This is a genomic window from Frigoribacterium sp. ACAM 257 (genome assembly GCF_007954365.1).
Taxonomy (GTDB): Bacteria; Actinomycetota; Actinomycetes; order Actinomycetales; family Microbacteriaceae; genus Frigoribacterium.
The window spans coordinates 840,855-857,169 of record NZ_VOLO01000001.1; the positions used below are offsets into that span (position 1 = coordinate 840,855).

The window sequence follows — 16,315 nt, forward strand, 5'->3', positions numbered from 1 at the left end:
GCGGTCGTCAGCTCTCCCCGCCGGCGGTGCCGCTGGTGCCGGCCGTCACGTCGTGCAGCTGGTAGCGGTCGATCGCCTGCTGGACGACGCTGCGGTCGACGTCGCCGCGACGGGCGAGCGCCTGCAGCGTCCGGACGACCATGGACGGGCCGTCGATCTTGAAGAACCGACGAGCAGCCGCGCGGGTGTCCGAGAAGCCGAAGCCGTCGGCTCCGAGCGTCAGGTAGTCACCGGGCACGTACTCGCGGATCTGGTCGGGCACGGCCGCCATGAAGTCGGACGTCGCGATGACCGGGCCCTCGGAGCCCTGGAGCTTCTCGGTGACGTAGGGCGTGCGGGGCTCGGCGCTCGGGTTGAGGAAGTTGTGCTCCTCGGCCTCGAGGCCGTCGCGGCGCAGCTCGTTCCACGAGGTGACGCTCCACACGTCGGCGGCGACGTTCCAGTCGTCGGCGAGCAGCTGCTGAGCCTCGAGGGCCCAGCGCACGCCGACGCCCGAGGCGAGCAGCTGGGCACGAGGGCCCAGGTTCTCGGCGCCCTTGAGCTTGTAGATGCCGCGCACGACGCCGTCGACGTCGAGGTCGTCCGGCTCGACGGGCTGCTGCATCGGCTCGTTGTAGACGGTGATGTAGAACATGACGTTCGGGTCGTCGTGCGACGGGGTGCCGTCGTCGTTCTTCCCGTACATGCGGTCCATGCCCGCCTTGACGATGTGCCCGAGCTCGTAGCCGTACGCCGGGTCGTACGAGACCACGGCGGGGTTGGTCGAGGCGAGCAGCAGCGAGTGGCCGTCCGCGTGCTGGAGGCCCTCGCCGGTCAGCGTCGTGCGGCCCGCCGTGGCGCCGATGATGAACCCGCGGGCCATCTGGTCGCCCGCGGCCCACATGGCGTCGCCGGTGCGCTGGAAGCCGAACATCGAGTAGAAGACGTAGACCGGGATGAGCGGCTCGCCCTGCGTCGAGTACGACGTGCCCACGGCGGTGAAGGCCGCGAAGGCGCCGGCCTCGTTGATGCCGACGTGCAGGAGCTGGCCCTGGGGGCTCTCCTTGTAGGCCAGCAGCAGCTCGCGGTCGACGGACGTGTAGTGCTGCCCGTTGGGGTTGTAGATCTTCGACGTCGGGAAGTACGCGTCCATGCCGAAGGTGCGGGCCTCGTCCGGGATGATCGGGACGATGCGGTGGCCGAAGTCGGGGGAGCGCAGCAGGTCCTTGAGCAGGCGGGCGAAGGCCATCGTGGTGGCCACCTCCTGCTTGCCCGAGCCCTTGCGGACGACGTCGTAGGACTTCGCCTCGGGAACCGCGATCTCGGTGTACTTGCTGCGGCGCTCGGGCACGTAGCCGCCGAGGGCGCGTCGGCGCTCGTGCAGGTACTGGATCGCCTCGTCGCCGTCGCCCGGGTGGTAGTAGGGCGGCAGGTACGGATCTTCGTCGAGCTGCGCGTCGCTGATCGGGATGCGCATCTCGTCGCGGAACTGCTTGAGGTTGTCGAGGGTGAGCTTCTTCATCTGGTGGGTCGCGTTGCGGCCCTCGAAGGCCGGGCCGAGGCCATAGCCCTTGACGGTCTTCGCGAGGATGACCGTGGGCTGGCCCTTGTGCTCGCTGGCGGCCTTGAACGCCGCGTAGACCTTCTTGTAGTCGTGGCCGCCGCGCTTCAGGTTCCAGACCTGGTCGTCGGTGAAGTCCTTGACGAGCTCGAGGGCGCGCGGGTCGCGGCCGAAGAAGTTCTCGCGGACGTACGCGCCGCTCTCGGCCTTGTAGGTCTGGAAGTCGCCGTCGGGCGTCGTGTTCATCAGGTTGAGCAGCGCGCCCTCGGTGTCACGGGCGAGCAGGTCGTCCCACTCGCGGCCCCAGACGACCTTGATGACGTTCCAGCCGGCGCCGCGGAAGAAGCTCTCGAGCTCCTGGATGATCTTGCCGTTGCCGCGGACCGGTCCGTCGAGTCGCTGCAGGTTGCAGTTGATGACGAAGTTGAGGTTGTCGAGCCCCTCGTTGGCCGCCACCTGGAGCTGGCCGCGGCTCTCGACCTCGTCCATCTCGCCGTCGCCGAGGAACGCCCAGACCTGCTGGTCCGACGCGTCCTTGATGCCGCGGTTGGTGAGGTACTTGGCGACCTGCGCCTGGTAGATCGCGTTGATCGGCCCGAGGCCCATCGACACGGTCGGGAACTGCCAGAACTGCGGCATCAGCCGGGGGTGCGGGTACGAGCTCAGGCCCCCGGTGGGGTGAGACTTCTCCTGGCGGAAGCCGTCGAGCTGGTCGGTGCCGAGACGCCCCTCGAGGAAAGCGCGGGCGTACATGCCGGGGGAGGCGTGGCCCTGGAAGAAGACCTGGTCGCCGCCGCCCGCGTGGTCCTGGCCGCGGAAGAAGTGGTTGTAGCCGACCTCGTAGAGGGCAGCCGAGGAGGCGTAGGTCGAGATGTGGCCGCCGACCGAGACACCGGGACGCTGGGCGCGGTGCACCGTCACGGCCGCGTTCCAGCGGACCCAGCGGCGGTAGCGCCGCTCGAGTTCTTCGTCGCCGGGGAACTCCGGCTCGTCCTCAGGGGCGATCGTGTTCACGTAGTCCGTCTTGGGGACCATGGGGACGCCGAGGTGCAGCTCGCTCGACCGCGAGAGCAGGCTCTTCATGATCTGACGTGCGCGCTCGTGGCCCTGTGCCGCGACGAGGGAGTCGAGCGACTCCCTCCACTCGGCGGTCTCCTCGGGATCCTGGTCGGTCGTGTCGACCGTGTACGGATCCTGATCGTTTACCGTCACCCTTGACCTCTATCACTCGTGTGTGGTGGACAACAGCCGCGGCCCCACGGGGGCGCACGGCGGCCAGCTCGACGCGGCTCGGGTCCCGGGTCGTCGTCGCACACTGACCGTCCGAGTCTAGTTGGCTCGGCCGGCGCAGGCTCGGCACGCCCTGGGAGAACGTCCTCGCGCGCGGTCCCGAGGGGCGTAGCATCGCTCATCGTGTTGACGTCGGTCGCCCGGACCGGCGCGGAAGGAACGTGCTCATGGCGCTGGAGAACGACATCCAGGCTCCCGACTTCGATCTGCCGAACCAGTTCGGCGAGCACGTGCGCCTGGCGGACTACCGCGGCGTGCGCCCCGTCGCCCTCGTCTTCTTCCCGCTGGCCTTCTCCAGCACCTGCACCGCCGAGCTGTGCACGCTCCGCGACAACCTCTCGATGTTCCAGGACGCCCGGGTCGAGCTGATCGGCATCTCCGTCGACTCGAAGGCCACCCTGCGTGCGTTCGCGGAGGAGGAGGGCTATGACTTCACGCTGCTGGCCGACTTCTGGCCGCACGGAGAGGTCTCGAAGGAATACGGGGTGTTCCTCGAGCACAAGGGCTTCGCCACCCGCGCGACGTTCCTGATCGACGTCGACGGGGTCATCCGCGAGCACTTCCTGACCGAGCCCGGCCAGGCACGCTCGCTGGCCGACTACCAGGCCGCGCTCGACCAGCTCACGTCCGTCCCGGCCTGACCCGCCGTCAGGGCCGGTCCGCAGGAGGCGTCGGCCGGGTCTGCGACGCGCTAGCCTGTCTCCTGCTCGCCCGGCCCGCCCGGCGCGAGGGCCTTTAGCTCAGTTGGTAGAGCGCCACGTTTACACCGTGGATGTCATCGGTTCGAGCCCGGTAGGGCCCACTGATCACCTCAGCGGCCCGGCGACTCGTCGGCCTGGCTGCCCTCGCCTCGCGGGAACCGGGGACCACTGCGTCCTCAGGCCTCGGTGACCGCCTCGGCGGCAGTGCGGCGCGCTTCCTCGTCCTCGGAGAGCGCCCAGCTCGCCAGCAGGGCTAGGCGCTCGGCCGAGATCGAGGCCGGTTCGACGCTGTAGACGAAGAGGGTGAGGCCGACGTCGGCGGTGAGCTCCATGCCCTCGTACGAGAGCTCCAGCTCGCCGACGACGGGGTGGTTCAGCTTCTTGGACCCGGTGCGGTGGTAGCTGACGTCGTGCGCCGCCCAGCGGATGCGGAACTCGTCGCTGCGGGTCGCGAGCTCGCCGACGAGGTCAGTGAGCGCCTTGTCGTGCGGGTTGCGTCCGGCCTCGGCGCGGAGGATCGAGACGGCGGCGTCGGCGGTGCCCTCCCAGTCGACGAAGAAGTCGCGGGCGCGGGGGCTGAGGAAGGTGAAGCGGGCGGTGTTCGCCGGGCGTGCCGGGTCACGGAAGACCTCGGAGTACAGGGCCCTGCCCAGCACGTTGGCGGCGAGGAAGTCCCCTCGACCGTTGCGCACCCACGCGGGGGCGTCCACCGAGTCCAGCACGCGCTGCACGACGGGCCGCACCCGCTGTGACGGGGTGCGGCGGCGGGTCACGGGCGACGCGTTGGCGGTGCGGGCGAGATCGAAGAGGTGACCTCGCTCGGCCTCATCGAGCTGAAGTGCCCGCGACAAGGCCTCGAGGATGCCCTCGGAGACCCCGGAGAGGTTGCCGCGCTCGAGCCGGACGTAGTAGTCGACGCTGACGCCGGCGAGCATCGCGACCTCCTCGCGGCGGAGGCCGGTCACGCGGCGGGTGGTTCCGAAGGCAGGGAGCCCTGCCTGCTCGGGGGTGAGCCGGCCGCGCCGGCTGACGAGGAACTCGCGCACCTGGGTCTGGTCGTCCATGCTCACCAGGCTAGGCGCGCGCGGGCCAGGGAGGGAGGCCCCTGCAGTACCCGTCAGTCAGGCGCCGTCAGGGCCTGGCAGGCAGCGCGGGATCCGAGTGATCTGTCTCAAATTTGAGAGTGATCCGACCGTGGATCAGGAGAGAAGCAGCCCGCAGGGAAGCGTGACGGGCAGATCTGTCTCGGTTTGCGTCCGGCGTCCGGCCGGCCAGCAGTCGGGCTGGCCGGCCTGCCTGCCGCGGGTCGCTCAGGCCTCGGGGATGTCGCGGCCGAACGCCTCGAGGGTGACGTCCTCGGGCTCGGGGCCGCCGCGGACGCCGGTCTCGAGCTCGTCGATGCGGGCGATGTCGTCGGCGGTCAGGGTGAAGTCGAACACGTCGACGTTCTCGAGGATGCGCTCACGGCGCACCGACTTCGGGATCACCTGGCGCCCCTCCTGGATGTGCCAGCGGAGCATGACCTGGGCGGTCGTCTTGTCGTGGGCGGAAGCGATCTCGGTGAGGACGGGGTCGGTGAACGTCGTGCGGTCGCCGTCGCCGCGGTAGCTCGTGATGCCGCCGATGGGCGACCAGGCCTGGGTGAGGACGCCTGCTGCGGCGTCGGCGTCGATGACGTCCTCCTGGCGGAAGTAGGGGTGCGACTCGATCTGGTTGATCGCCGGGACGATGCTCGTCGCGTCGGCGAGCTGCGCGAGGTGGGCAGGCATGAAGTTGCTGACGCCGATCGACCGGACCTTGCCGTCCACGAGGAGCTGCTCCAGGGCTCGGTAGGCGGCGATCGTCATGTCGAACTCGCCCGGCAGGGCCTGGTGCAGGATCAGCAGGTCGAGCTGCTCGACGCCGAGCTTGCCGGCGCTCTTGTCGAAGGCGTGCAGGGTCTCGTCGTAGCCGTAGTCGCTGATCCAGATCTTCGTCTCGACGAAGACCTCGGAGCGGTCGAGGCCGGAGCGGCGGATGCCTTCGCCGACCTCGCGCTCGTTGCCGTAGGCGGCCGCCGTGTCGACGTGGCGGTAGCCGGCCTCGAGGGCTGTCTGCACGGCAGCGACGGTCTCCTCGGGCGGTGTCTGGAAGACGCCGAGGCCGAGCTGGGGGATGGTGATGCCGTTGTTGAGCGTGAACGTGTCCATGCCTCGACGCTACGACCGGGGCGGTGTCCGTGACAGGGTCCGTCAGTACCTGTGGGGCACGGAGGCGCGGGCATAGCGTCGAGGGACCGACACGAAGGAGAACCACATGGAACACCGTCTGCTCGGCCGCACGGGAGTGCAGGTCAGCCCGCTCGCCCTCGGCACCATGATGTTCGGCCCCTGGGGTAACGACGACGAGGACGACTCCGTAAGCATCATCAACCGCGCGCTCGACGCCGGCATCAACTTCGTCGACACGGCCGACGTCTACTCGGCCGGCCGCTCCGAGGAGATCGTCGGCAAGGCGATCCAGGGCCGACGCGACGACGTCGTGCTCGCGACGAAGTTCTTCATGCCCATGGGCGAGGGCGTCAACCGCTCGGGCGGGTCGCGACGCTGGATCGTCCGCGAGGTGGAGGAGTCGCTCCGCCGCCTCGGCACCGACCACATCGACCTCTACCAGGTGCACCGTCCCAGCCCCACGACCGACGTCGAGGAGACGCTCGGCGCCCTCACCGACCTGGTCCGCCAGGGCAAGGTCCTCTACGTCGGCTCGTCGTCGTACGCGGCCAGCGAGATCGTGGAGGCGCAGGTCGTCTCCCGAGACCGCCACCTGGAGCGCTTCGTCACGGAGCAGCCGCCGTACTCGATGCTCGTCCGCGGCATCGAGTCCGACGTGCTCCCCACCACTCAGCGCTACGGCATGGGGACCTTGACGTACAGCCCGCTCGCGGGCGGCTGGCTCTCGGGGAAGTGGCGCGACGGCAAGGCGCCGACCCCCGCCTCCTCGGCTCGCCCCGGCGCCCGCTTCGACATGACGACGGCGGCCAACGGACAGAAGCTCGAGGCACTCGCTGCGCTCACCGACCTCGCCGACGAGGCCGGGCTGACCATGATCGAGCTGGCGATCGGGTTCGTGATCCGTCACCCCGGCGTGACGTCGGCGATCATCGGGCCGCGCACGATGGAGCAGCTCGAGTCGCAGCTGCCCGCCGCCGACGTCGTCCTGAGCGACGACGTGCTCGACCGCATCGACGAGATCGTCGCCCCCGGCGTCACCCTGAACCCCGACGACGACAGCTACGGCACGACAGAGCTCGCCGTCGCGGCGCGGAGGCGCTGAGCCCGGCATCCGGGGGAGGAGGAGGGCTCGGGGTACAGCCGCATCCCCATCTTTGGGGACACGCGACCCCTTACCGCGCTGGCGACCCGTCGGTACCGTCACATCGTCGGCACCGTGCCGATCCTCGCGAGTCCCTACCCGACCGGCACCACCGGGGGCTCCCGAGGCGCTACCCGAGAGACCTCCCGACATGTCCCGAACGATCAGGCGCGCCCGCTGGACGCGCCGTGCCCGCTGGGCAGCCCTGCCCGTCGCCGTGATCGCCTCCGGCGCGATCATCTCGACCGCCTCGTACTCGGCGTTCTCCGCCACCACGTCGAACCCGACCAGCAACTGGTCGACCGGCACCGTGCAGCTCTCGGACGACGACTCCGACGTCGCCCTGTTCTCGGCGTCGGGCCTGAAGCCGGGCGACACGGGGACCAAGTGCATCACGGTCACGTCGAAGGGCACCCTGCCGTCGGCGGTCAGGCTCTACGGCACCTCGGCCACGACGACGAACTCGCTCTCGTCCTACCTCGACCTGCGCATCGTGCAGGGCACCGGCGGGTCGAGCGCGTCGTGCGACGGGTTCACGCCCGCGACCCAGGACTCCCAGGTCTGGTCGGGCACCCTCGCGGACTTCGCGGGGCAGCGCACCGGCTACGCGACCGGTGCGTCGACCTGGTCGCCGTCGGGCACCGCCCCCGAGTCCCGCTCGTTCCAGTTCACCTACACGCTGAGCTCGGCCACCCCGAACACCGGGCAGGACTCCCGTGCCGCCCTCGCCTTCACGTGGGAGGCGCAGACCCGCTGACCCGTGGTCGACCCCGGTCGACCACCGAGAGCGGGAAGCTCTGTCATGACCACGACCACCACGCTGCAGCACGGTCGCACGGCCTTCTCCTTCTGGGGTGCCCTGTGCGTCGCGACGTGTGCGCGGGTGGTCCTCACGACGGCCGTGTGCCTCCTCCTCTGGGCAGCCGTGCCGGCCCTCTGGGGCTGGTCGCCGACGACCGTGGTGTCGGGGTCGATGGCGCCGGCGATCGTCGCGGGCGACGTCGTCGTGGCGATGCCCCTCGGGGCCGACGAGCTCGTCCCCGGGCAGGTCCTGCTCGTGGACGACCCCGACCGACCGGGCGAGCTGCGGCTGCACCGGCTGGTCGAGAGCACCGCCGACGGGCTCCGGCTGCAGGGCGACGCCAACGCGGCGGCCGACTCGAGCCCGGTCCCTGTCGAGGACGTCCGCGGCGTGGGCGTCCTGCTCGTGCCCGCCGTCGGCTCCCCGATGCTCTGGCACGGCGGCGACCGTGTGGCCGGCGGCCTGCTGGCGTCGCTGGTCGTGCTGATCCTGATCGCCCTGACCCGACTCGAGCCGAGGGGCGACGAGGAGGTGGTCGACCCGCTCGGTCCTTCCCGTCACCGTGCGCGTGTCCCCGTGACGACCCGGACCTGGGCAGCCAGGGCGTCGGGGACGGTGCTCGCCGTCGTCGGCGGCGTCGCCGTCCTGGTGCTCGTGGTGGGCTCGAGCCACTCCGCGTTCGCGGGCACGACCTCGACGGCGAGCAGCCTCGCCACGTCCCGTTTCGCCTGCCTCGACCGCCCGGTCGCCGCACAGGCGCACTTCGCGTACCAGTACAACGACGGCGTCGGGACGTCGCTGCGGGACAGCAGCGGCAACGGGCGGGCGGGCACGCTCACGCAGGGCGCGGCCATCGAGAGCGGGACCTGCGCGTCCGGTCCGAGCCCGTGGCTGACGCTCGACGGGGTGGCAGGGCAGGTGACGACAGCGGAGCGGCTGCGGGCCCCCCAGGTCTTCTCGATCGAGACGTGGTTCCGGACGACGACGACCTCCGGCGGCAAGCTGGTCGGCTTCGGCAACAGCCAGGCGGGGGCGTCGACCCAGTACGACCGGCACCTCTACCTCACGAACCGGGGCACCCTCGTCTTCGGCGTGTACAGCGGCCAGCAGTACACGATGTCGAGCACCGCCTCCTACACCGACGGGGCGTGGCACCTCGCCACCGTCACCCTCGACGGGTCCGGCATGGTCATGTACGTCGACGGGGCGCAGGTGGCGTCCTCGCCGCAGGCCTCGGCAGAGAACTTCTTCGGCTGGTGGCGGATCGGCTACGACACGGTGGGGGGAGTGTGGCCGGAGGCGCCGTCGAGCCCGCACTTCCGGGGCGATCTCGAGAACACGACGGTCTACGACGTCGCCCTGTCGGGGGCCGACGTGGCTGCCCGCCACGCCGCTGGGCGCTGAGCGAGCCCGCCGCCACGGGGCGAGGGGCCGGGACGTCCGTGACGGCCCGGCGCACCCCCGCGACGGCAGCGGTCGTCGCCTAGCGGCGGGCGGCGCTGCGGCGTCCCGAGACGGCGACCCAGATCGCGAGGACGACGATCGCGCCGATGATCGAGCCGATGATGCCGGCGGGCTGGAAGAAGCCGTCGGTGGGGTCGTGCTGGAACAGCAGGAAGCCGAGGAACCCGCCGACGAACGAGCCGATGACGCCGAGGAGGATCGTCATGGCGATCGAGAGGCCCTGACGCCCCGGGACGACCGCCCGGGCGATGAAACCTGCGATGAGGCCGATGACGAGCAGGCTGATGATGAGACCGATCATGGTGTTCTCCTTCCGGGAGAGCTGAGCGACCGGCACCGTCGGTGCCGCGGAGTCGCGCAGCTCAGCAGACCACCCCTGGAGGTGTGGCGGCACACCCCTCGGGGTGGGATGGTGTCGTCATGCCCCTCGCCCCGACCCGCTCGATCACCGTCGCCCTCGTCGACGACTACGACGTCGTGCTCGCCGGCCTCGCCCACATGTTCGACCAGTACCGCGACCGGGTCGTCGTCGCCGAGATCGACGCGACGACGGCGCTGTCCGACGAGGTCGACGTCGTCCTGTACGACTCCTTCGCCCAGCCCGAGTCCGACCACCACGAGCTCGCCGAGCTCGTCGCGAACCCCGCGGCCGGCAGGGTGGTCGTCTACACCTGGAACTTCCACCCCGAGCTGGTGGAGGCGGCCCTCGCGCAGGGCGTGCACGGGTACCTGTCGAAGACCCTCACGGCACGCGAGCTCGTCGAGGCGCTCGAGGCGGTGCACCGAGGCGAGCAGGTCGTCAGCGACGTCCGGGGCCGCGCGCCGAGCGCCCCCGGCCTCGACTGGCCCGGCCGCCGCGAGGGCATCACCGACCGCGAGTCGGAGATCCTGGCGCTGATCACCCAGGGCAAGAGCAACGCGGAGGTCGCGGCCTTGACGTACCTGAGCCCGAACACCGTGAAGTCGTACATCCGATCGGTCTACCGGCGCATCGGTGCGACCAGCCGCACGCAGGCCGTGCTCTGGGGCGTGCAGAACGGCTTCCGCCCCGACCACCACCGGATCGACCACTGGCTCGGCGGTCCCTAGGGAGTCGGACGCGCCTCCGCGATCCGTCAGGTCGGCGGCCGCTGCGCGCCGGGCTGCGGCGACACACGGCGTCACGGGACGACGCAGGACGTGACATCCGCTCGGTCTGCACCCGCTCCTCCCTATGCTCGGCGACACCCCGGGCGGGCAGCCCCGTGAGGGGCCCGCCCGATCCGACACCTGGGAGCCGCCATGATCAGCCTCGAGCAGCTGACGAAGGTCTACGAGACCAGCTCGTCGCGCACGACCGTCCTCGACCGTGTCGACTTCTCGGTCGCGAGCGCTGAGATCGCCGCCGTCGTCGGGCCGAGCGGCGCGGGCAAGAGCACCCTCGCGCAGTGCGTCGGGCTGCTCGAGCGTCCGACCTCGGGCTCGGTCGTCGTCAACGGCGACGACCTGACCCGACTCGGCGAGCGCGACCTGCGCGTCGCCCGGCGGCGCATCGGGACGGTGTTCCAGTCCGACGGCCTCTTCGGTCGGCGGACGGCGGCGCAGAACGTGGCCCTGCCGCTCGAGTACCTCGGCGTCACCACGGCCGAGAAGAAGCGCCGCGTCGCCGAGCTGCTCGACCGGGTCGGGCTCGGACACCGCGCCGACGCCCGACCGCACGAGCTCTCGGGCGGCCAGCGGCAACGTGTCGGCATCGCCCGCGCCCTCGCGCTCCGGCCGAGCGTGCTGCTCTCCGACGAGGCGACCTCGGGCCTCGACCCCGCGTCCACGGCGTCGATCGTGGCGCTGCTCCGCGAGCTGCGCGACGACCTCGGCCTGTCGATCCTGTTCGTCACCCACGAGATGGACACCGTGCTGCAGATCGCCGACAGCGTGGCCCGTCTCGACCACGGTCGCATCGTCGAGCGCGGTCGCGTCGTGGACCTGCTGCGCGACCCGTCCTCTGCCCTCGGCGCCGCACTGCGACCGGCCCGCCCCGCCGCCGCGGCCCCCGCGGGCGCGACCACCTGGCGCCTGGACTACGTCTCGGCCGACGTGCCGTCCGACTGGCCGACAGCGCTCGGCTCGGCGCTCGCCTCGGCCGTCTCCCTGCTCGGCGCGTCGATCGAGACCCTCGGAGGCGCGACCGTCGGACACGCGACCGTCGCCGTCCCCGAGGCGGTCGCCCACCGCGTGCCCGAGGTCGCCGCCGCGCTCGGCCTCGGCGCCCGCCCGCACGACGCCCTCGTGCCCGTGTCCGGTCCGCCTGCCCCCGTCACGCCTGACGCCGAGAAGGAGCTCGTCCGATGAGCCTCGCAGGCACGTCCCTCGCGACCACGCTCCTCGAGACGACCGTGCTGCCGACGGCAGTCCTGTCGGCAGGCACGAGCCCGTCGTCCGCCTACGACAACTCGGTGCCCCTGGCGGAGATCCCCGCCCTCGTGCTGCCTGCCCTCGGCGACACGTTCGTCATGGTCGGCATCGTCATGGCGATCGTCGTCGTGGTCGGCGTGCCGCTCGGCGCGCTGATCCACAACATCGGGCCGGCCGGCCTCACGCCGAACGCCCCCGTCCACACCGTGCTCAGCGCGGTGATCAGCATCGGGAGGTCCCTGCCCTTCCTCATCCTGATGGCGTCCATCGTGCCGTTCACGCGATTCGTCACCGGCACGAACATCGGCATCGCGGCCGCCGTGGTGCCCATGTCGATCGCGGGCATCGCGTTCTTCACGCGCATCGTCGAGAACTCGCTGCGGAGCGTGCCGTCCGACCGGGTGCGGGTCGCGACCGCCAGCGGCGCCTCGCGCCTGCAGATCGTCCGCACGGCTCAGCTCTCCGAGGCGCTGCCCAGCCTCATCGGCGGCCTGACAATCAACACGATCGCCATGATCGAGTACTCGGCCATCGCCGGCACGATCGGCGCCGGCGGCATCGGCTACGTCGCGGTCACGTACGGCTACCAGCGCTTCGACCACGCCGTGATGATCGTCACGATCGTGCTGCTGATCGCCACCGTCGCCGCCGTCCAGCTGCTGGGCGACGCCGCAGTCCGCGCGACGAGCCCCGAGCCCGTCGCCCGCCGACGCTGGTGGCGTCGACGCGCCGCCGACCTGCCTCCCGTCGCCGCCGGGGCCTGAGCCGCGCTGCGCCTCCTCGCCTCTCGTCGGCCGACAGCACAGCACGACGGCACCGCACCACGTCCGTACCTCCACCGCACACCGCAGGGACCCCCTGCTCTCACCCCGAGGACACCCATGCCCGAGAACACCTCTGCCCCCGAGCCCGCCACGCCCGCGAGCGACCACGGCTTCGAGCTGAAGCGACGCCGCCGCTGGCCCTGGATCGTCGGAGGAGCGGTGGCGGTCGTCGCCGTCGCCGCCGCGATCGTCGTGCCCCTGACCGCACCTGCGGGGCCGGCCGTCGCCGAGCCCGGTGCGACGCTGACCGTGGCCACGGCCGAGGGCAACGCCTCGGAGCAGGCACTCGTGCAGTTCGTCGCCGACGAGGTCGCGCCGAGGTACGGCATCACCGTCGAGTTCCGAGGACTCAGCGACAGCAACACGATCAACCGGGCCGTCAGCGAGGGCGAGATCGCCGGCACGGTCTACCAGCACGAGCTCTGGCTGAGCCAGGTCCTCGCCTCGAACCCCGACTTCAGGGAGGAGGCGGCGACGCCCGTGTTCCGCTGGGGCTTCGGCCTGTGGTCCTCGAAGTACACCGACGTGAGCCAGCTGCCGGACGGTGCGACCGTGTCGCTCTACTCCGACCCGGCGAACGAGGCGCAGGGGCTCTGGGTGCTCGAGCGTGCCGGCCTGATCACGCTCGAGGACGGCGTCGACAAGGCACACGCGACCCAGGACGACATCGCCTCGAACCCGAAGGGCCTGAAGTTCACCTTGCTCGACTTCGCCGCCCAGTCTCGGGCGCTGCCCGACCTCGACGCGGCCGTCGGCTACACCGAGTACTACCTCGCCGCCGGCGTGCCGATCGAGCAGCAGTTGTTCGCGCCGGCCGCGCCCGACGAGTTCGCCGGGCAGCTCACGATCGGCAGCGACTGGGCCGACGAGGAGAACGTGAAGAAGCTCGTGGCCGCGTTCCGGGACCTGGCCGTGCAGGAGTTCCTCGCCACCGACTCCCGCGTGAAGGGCATCCTGCTGCCGCTCGACGCGAGGTGAGGCCACGGGCGCGGGAGGCGCGGGCGGGCTCGGCCGAGCCGGTCCGGGACGGTGCCGGCACAGCCTCGTCCGGGCACGGTGCGCCTCCTCAGCCCCTGCCTCCGGGCGTGGTCTGCTGGGTGCATGCCTGACACGAGCGAGCTGACCACGTACCTGCCCTGGGCGGTCGCCGCCGTCCTCCTCATCGTGCTGATCGTGCTCGTGGTGCTGCTGCGTCGACGGGCGACGGCGGCGCAGGAGGCGCTGCGGACCCGCGAGGACGCGCACCGCAAGGCGCTGGACGAGGCCACGGCCGAGCGCGAGCGGGCCGCGCGCGACGCCGCCGAGGCCCACGCCCGCGAGATCGAGCAGGTCGAGGCACGTCGGGTCGACGCCGAGACGTCCGCCCAGCAGAGCCGCGCCCTGGTCGCGGCCGGGGCGAAGTGGGAAGAGACCTCCCGTCGCATGGTGCTCGACGCGGTGACCGACCTCGGCCTCGACGGCGTCCTCGTGACCAACCTCGTCTTCGTGCCCGTCGACGCGACGCGGACCCGGCAGTTCGTCGCCCAGGTCGACCACGTGCTCCTGCTCCCCACGGTCGCCCTCGTGATCGAGAACAAGGGGTGGAAGGGCGTCGTGCTCGACGGCGTCCATCCCCGGGACGCCGGCTCGTCGTTCGCGACGCTCCTCGGCGACCTCGAGCTGGAGCCGCCCTTCGCGGTCCAGGTCAAGCGCGACTCGCTCACGTCGCTCGAGCTGCGCACGCACGACCAGGGCCACGCCCCCCGCAAGCAGGTCCGGCGCCAGGCGCAGCGCATCTCCGACCTCGTCCGTGCCGAGACCCACCGCAAGCCGTGGTTCGACACCGCGGTGCTCTACTCGCACCCCGACGCCGACGTCCACGCGGACCCCCTGGCCGACGACGAGGGCGTGAGCACCGTGGTCATCGCGAGCCAGGCGCAGCTCCGCGCCCACCTGGAGGAGCTCGTCCGGCGCCGTCGGCCCGGCCCCGACAGCCCCCGCCTCGACGAGCTCTCCGCGCTCTTCTCCGGTCTCGGGGCCGACGTGACGCCCTTCGGCCAGCCGGTCGAGCGTGCGGCGGCCGCGGGCACGGGAGGCCCGGAGGCCGCGGCGCGTGAGCCCGACGACGCGCACTCCTCGCCGACGCAGGCGTAGCGCTCGTCTGTCGCCGCGCCTCCTGCAGGCACTGCACGCAGCAGGCCGATCCTCGGCCTCCTCGGGGCGTCCTGCCAGGCACGGAACCTTGCTCGGCCCCTACCGTCGACCCCCTCGGCGCCTGACCGGCGCGAGGACGACGGGAGACGCGCCGATGAGGCTGACCGACACGAGCGACCTGTGGTGGAAGACCGCGGTCTTCTACAACCTCGACGTCGAGACCTACCTCGACCGGGACGACGACGGCGTCGGCGATCTCGACGGGTTGGCGCACCGACTCGACCACCTCGCCGAGCTCGGCGTCACCTGCCTGTGGCTGGCGCCGTTCTACCCGTCACCCCAGCGCGACAACGGATACGACATCGAGGACTACTACGGGGTCGACCCTCGCTACGGCCACCTCGGCGACCTCGTCGAGGTCGTGCGCACCGCCCACGACCGGGGCATGCGCGTCATCGTCGACCTGGTGGTCAACCACACGTCCGACCAGCACCCCTGGTTCCGGGAGGCGCGCAGCAGCCCCGAGAACCGGTACCGCCGGTTCTACCAGTGGCGCGACGACGTCCCCGAGGACGCCCCGGAGAGCATGTTCCCCGACGTCGAGGACGGCGTCTGGCACTTCGACGACGAGGCGGGGCAGTACTACAGGCACTCCTTCTACCGCCACCAGCCGGACCTCGCCACCGACGACCCGGTCGTCCGCGAGGAGATCGCCAAGGTGATCGGCTTCTGGCTGCAGCTCGGCATCGACGGGTTCCGGGTCGACGCCGTGCCGCACCTGATCGAGGGCGACGACGGCCCCGAGCACGACTTCCTGCGCACGCTGCGGCGCTTCGTGTCCCGACGCAGCGGGCACGGCGTGCTGCTCGGCGAGGTCAACCTGCCCTACGACGAGCAGCTCGCGTTCTTCGGCGGCGAGGACGGCGACGAGCTCACCATGCAGTTCGACTTCGTCGGCAACCAGGCGCTGTACCTGTCGCTCGCGCGACAGGACGCGACCCCGCTGGGGGAGGCGCTCGAGGCTCGACCTGCCCTGGCCCGCGGCAACCAGTGGGGCAACTTCGTCCGCAACCACGACGAGCTCACCCTCGACCAGCTGAGCGAGTCCGAGCGGGGCGAGGTCTTCGCGGCGTTCGCGCCGGAGGAGGGCCAGCGCATCCACGGCCGCGGCATCACGCGCCGGCTGCCGCCGATGCTGGAGGGAGACCCTCGCCGCGTCCGCATGGTCTACAGCCTGCTGTTCTCGCTCCCCGGCTCGCCGGTGCTCTACTACGGCGAGGAGATCGGCATGGGCGAGGACTCCCGGATCGAGGGCAGCCGCGGCGCCGTCCGCACCCCCATGCAGTGGACCGCGGAGGCGAACGGCGGGTTCTCGGCAGCCGCGGCCGACGTCCTCGTCTCGGCGGTGGTCACGGGCGGCAACGCTCCGGAGCACGTCAACGTCTCCCAGCAGCGGCACGACCCGGGTTCGCTGCTCGCCTTCGTCTCGCAGCTGACCCGCGCCTACCGGGCGGCGCCCGAGATCGGCTGGGGAGAGCTGTCCGTCCTCCGGCAGCCGCACGCCTGCGTGCTCGCCCACAGCGTGGACAGCGAGCTCGGGCTGCTCGTCGCGGCGCACAACTTCGCCCCGGACGGCCGGTCGTTCCGTGTCGAGCTCGAGGGCGCGACCGACGAGTGGCAGGTGGTCGACGTCCTGGCCGGCGACGGTGCTGCCCGACCGCTCGACGACGGCGGCGTCGAGATCGAGCTGGAGGGCTACGGCCACCGCTGGCTGCGCGTGGTGCGCCCGGGGGAGAAGCGCCTCCTCTGACGCCGGACT

14 protein-coding genes and 1 tRNA gene are annotated in these 16,315 nt (G+C 71.4%); 11 read left to right on the forward strand and 4 right to left on the reverse strand.

The genetic code is table 11. From position 1 onward, the window contains the following. Positions 1–7: 7 nt before the first annotated feature. Positions 8–2,752, reverse strand: coding sequence for a pyruvate dehydrogenase (acetyl-transferring), homodimeric type (gene aceE / locus ES689_RS03900; protein ID WP_146900429.1), 2,745 nt, complete (start codon positions 2,750–2,752; stop codon positions 8–10). Positions 2,753–2,997: 245 nt separating this feature from the next. Between aceE and ES689_RS03905 the strand changes: the two genes are divergently transcribed. Continuing rightward, entirely contained in the window at positions 2,998–3,471 is a 474-nt protein-coding gene (locus ES689_RS03905) for a peroxiredoxin (RefSeq protein ID WP_146900431.1), read from the forward strand. An 88-nt stretch (positions 3,472–3,559) separates the two neighbouring features. Continuing rightward, positions 3,560–3,632, forward strand: a tRNA-Val gene (locus ES689_RS03910). A gap of 75 nt (positions 3,633–3,707) precedes the next feature. Here ES689_RS03910 and ES689_RS03915 read toward each other — a convergent pair. Then, positions 3,708–4,595, reverse strand: coding sequence for a helix-turn-helix transcriptional regulator (locus ES689_RS03915; RefSeq protein WP_146900434.1), 888 nt, complete (start codon positions 4,593–4,595; stop codon positions 3,708–3,710). A gap of 246 nt (positions 4,596–4,841) precedes the next feature. After that, a complete protein-coding gene (locus ES689_RS03920; protein WP_146900437.1) occupies positions 4,842–5,720 on the reverse strand; it encodes an aldo/keto reductase in 879 nt (292 codons plus the stop codon). Between the two features lie 106 nt (positions 5,721–5,826). Here ES689_RS03920 and ES689_RS03925 point away from each other — a divergent pair, with 106 nt between their 5' ends. From ES689_RS03925 to ES689_RS03935, 3 genes are all read left to right on the forward strand, one after another. After that, positions 5,827–6,843 carry an aldo/keto reductase gene (locus ES689_RS03925; RefSeq protein WP_146900439.1) on the forward strand — a complete coding sequence of 339 codons (1,017 nt, stop codon included), beginning with the start codon at positions 5,827–5,829 and terminating at the stop codon, positions 6,841–6,843. A 190-nt stretch (positions 6,844–7,033) separates the two neighbouring features. Further along, positions 7,034–7,639 (forward strand): hypothetical protein, encoded by a 606-nt coding sequence (locus ES689_RS03930; protein WP_146900442.1) that lies wholly within the window; start codon positions 7,034–7,036, stop codon positions 7,637–7,639. Between the two features lie 45 nt (positions 7,640–7,684). Beyond that, complete coding sequence (locus tag ES689_RS03935; protein ID WP_146900445.1) at positions 7,685–9,088, forward strand: LamG-like jellyroll fold domain-containing protein; 1,404 nt, start codon at positions 7,685–7,687, stop codon at positions 9,086–9,088. A 79-nt stretch (positions 9,089–9,167) separates the two neighbouring features. Here ES689_RS03935 and ES689_RS03940 read toward each other — a convergent pair whose 3' ends face one another. Then, positions 9,168–9,449, reverse strand: a complete 282-nt coding sequence (locus tag ES689_RS03940; protein WP_146900448.1) for a GlsB/YeaQ/YmgE family stress response membrane protein — start codon at positions 9,447–9,449, stop codon at positions 9,168–9,170. A 119-nt stretch (positions 9,450–9,568) separates the two neighbouring features. Here ES689_RS03940 and ES689_RS03945 point away from each other — a divergent pair, with 119 nt between their 5' ends. From ES689_RS03945 to ES689_RS03970, 6 genes are all read left to right on the forward strand, one after another. Next, complete coding sequence (locus ES689_RS03945) at positions 9,569–10,237, forward strand: LuxR C-terminal-related transcriptional regulator (RefSeq protein ID WP_146900451.1); 669 nt, start codon at positions 9,569–9,571, stop codon at positions 10,235–10,237. A gap of 192 nt (positions 10,238–10,429) precedes the next feature. Further along, the gene (locus ES689_RS03950) at positions 10,430–11,476 is read left to right on the forward strand and encodes a methionine ABC transporter ATP-binding protein (protein ID WP_146900454.1); all 1,047 of its coding nucleotides are present in this window, start codon (positions 10,430–10,432) and stop codon (positions 11,474–11,476) included. Further along, positions 11,473–12,303, forward strand: coding sequence for a methionine ABC transporter permease (locus ES689_RS03955; protein WP_146900457.1), 831 nt, complete (start codon positions 11,473–11,475; stop codon positions 12,301–12,303). The genes ES689_RS03950 and ES689_RS03955 overlap by 4 nt, the downstream gene beginning before the upstream one ends. A 117-nt stretch (positions 12,304–12,420) precedes the next feature. Then, entirely contained in the window at positions 12,421–13,341 is a 921-nt protein-coding gene (locus tag ES689_RS03960; protein WP_146900460.1) for a MetQ/NlpA family ABC transporter substrate-binding protein, read from the forward strand. Positions 13,342–13,464: 123 nt separating this feature from the next. Beyond that, a complete protein-coding gene (locus ES689_RS03965) occupies positions 13,465–14,496 on the forward strand; it encodes a nuclease-related domain-containing protein (RefSeq protein WP_146900463.1) in 1,032 nt (343 codons plus the stop codon). A 154-nt stretch (positions 14,497–14,650) separates the two neighbouring features. Next, positions 14,651–16,306, forward strand: coding sequence for an alpha-amylase family protein (locus tag ES689_RS03970; protein ID WP_146900466.1), 1,656 nt, complete (start codon positions 14,651–14,653; stop codon positions 16,304–16,306). Positions 16,307–16,315: the final 9 nt, after the last annotated feature.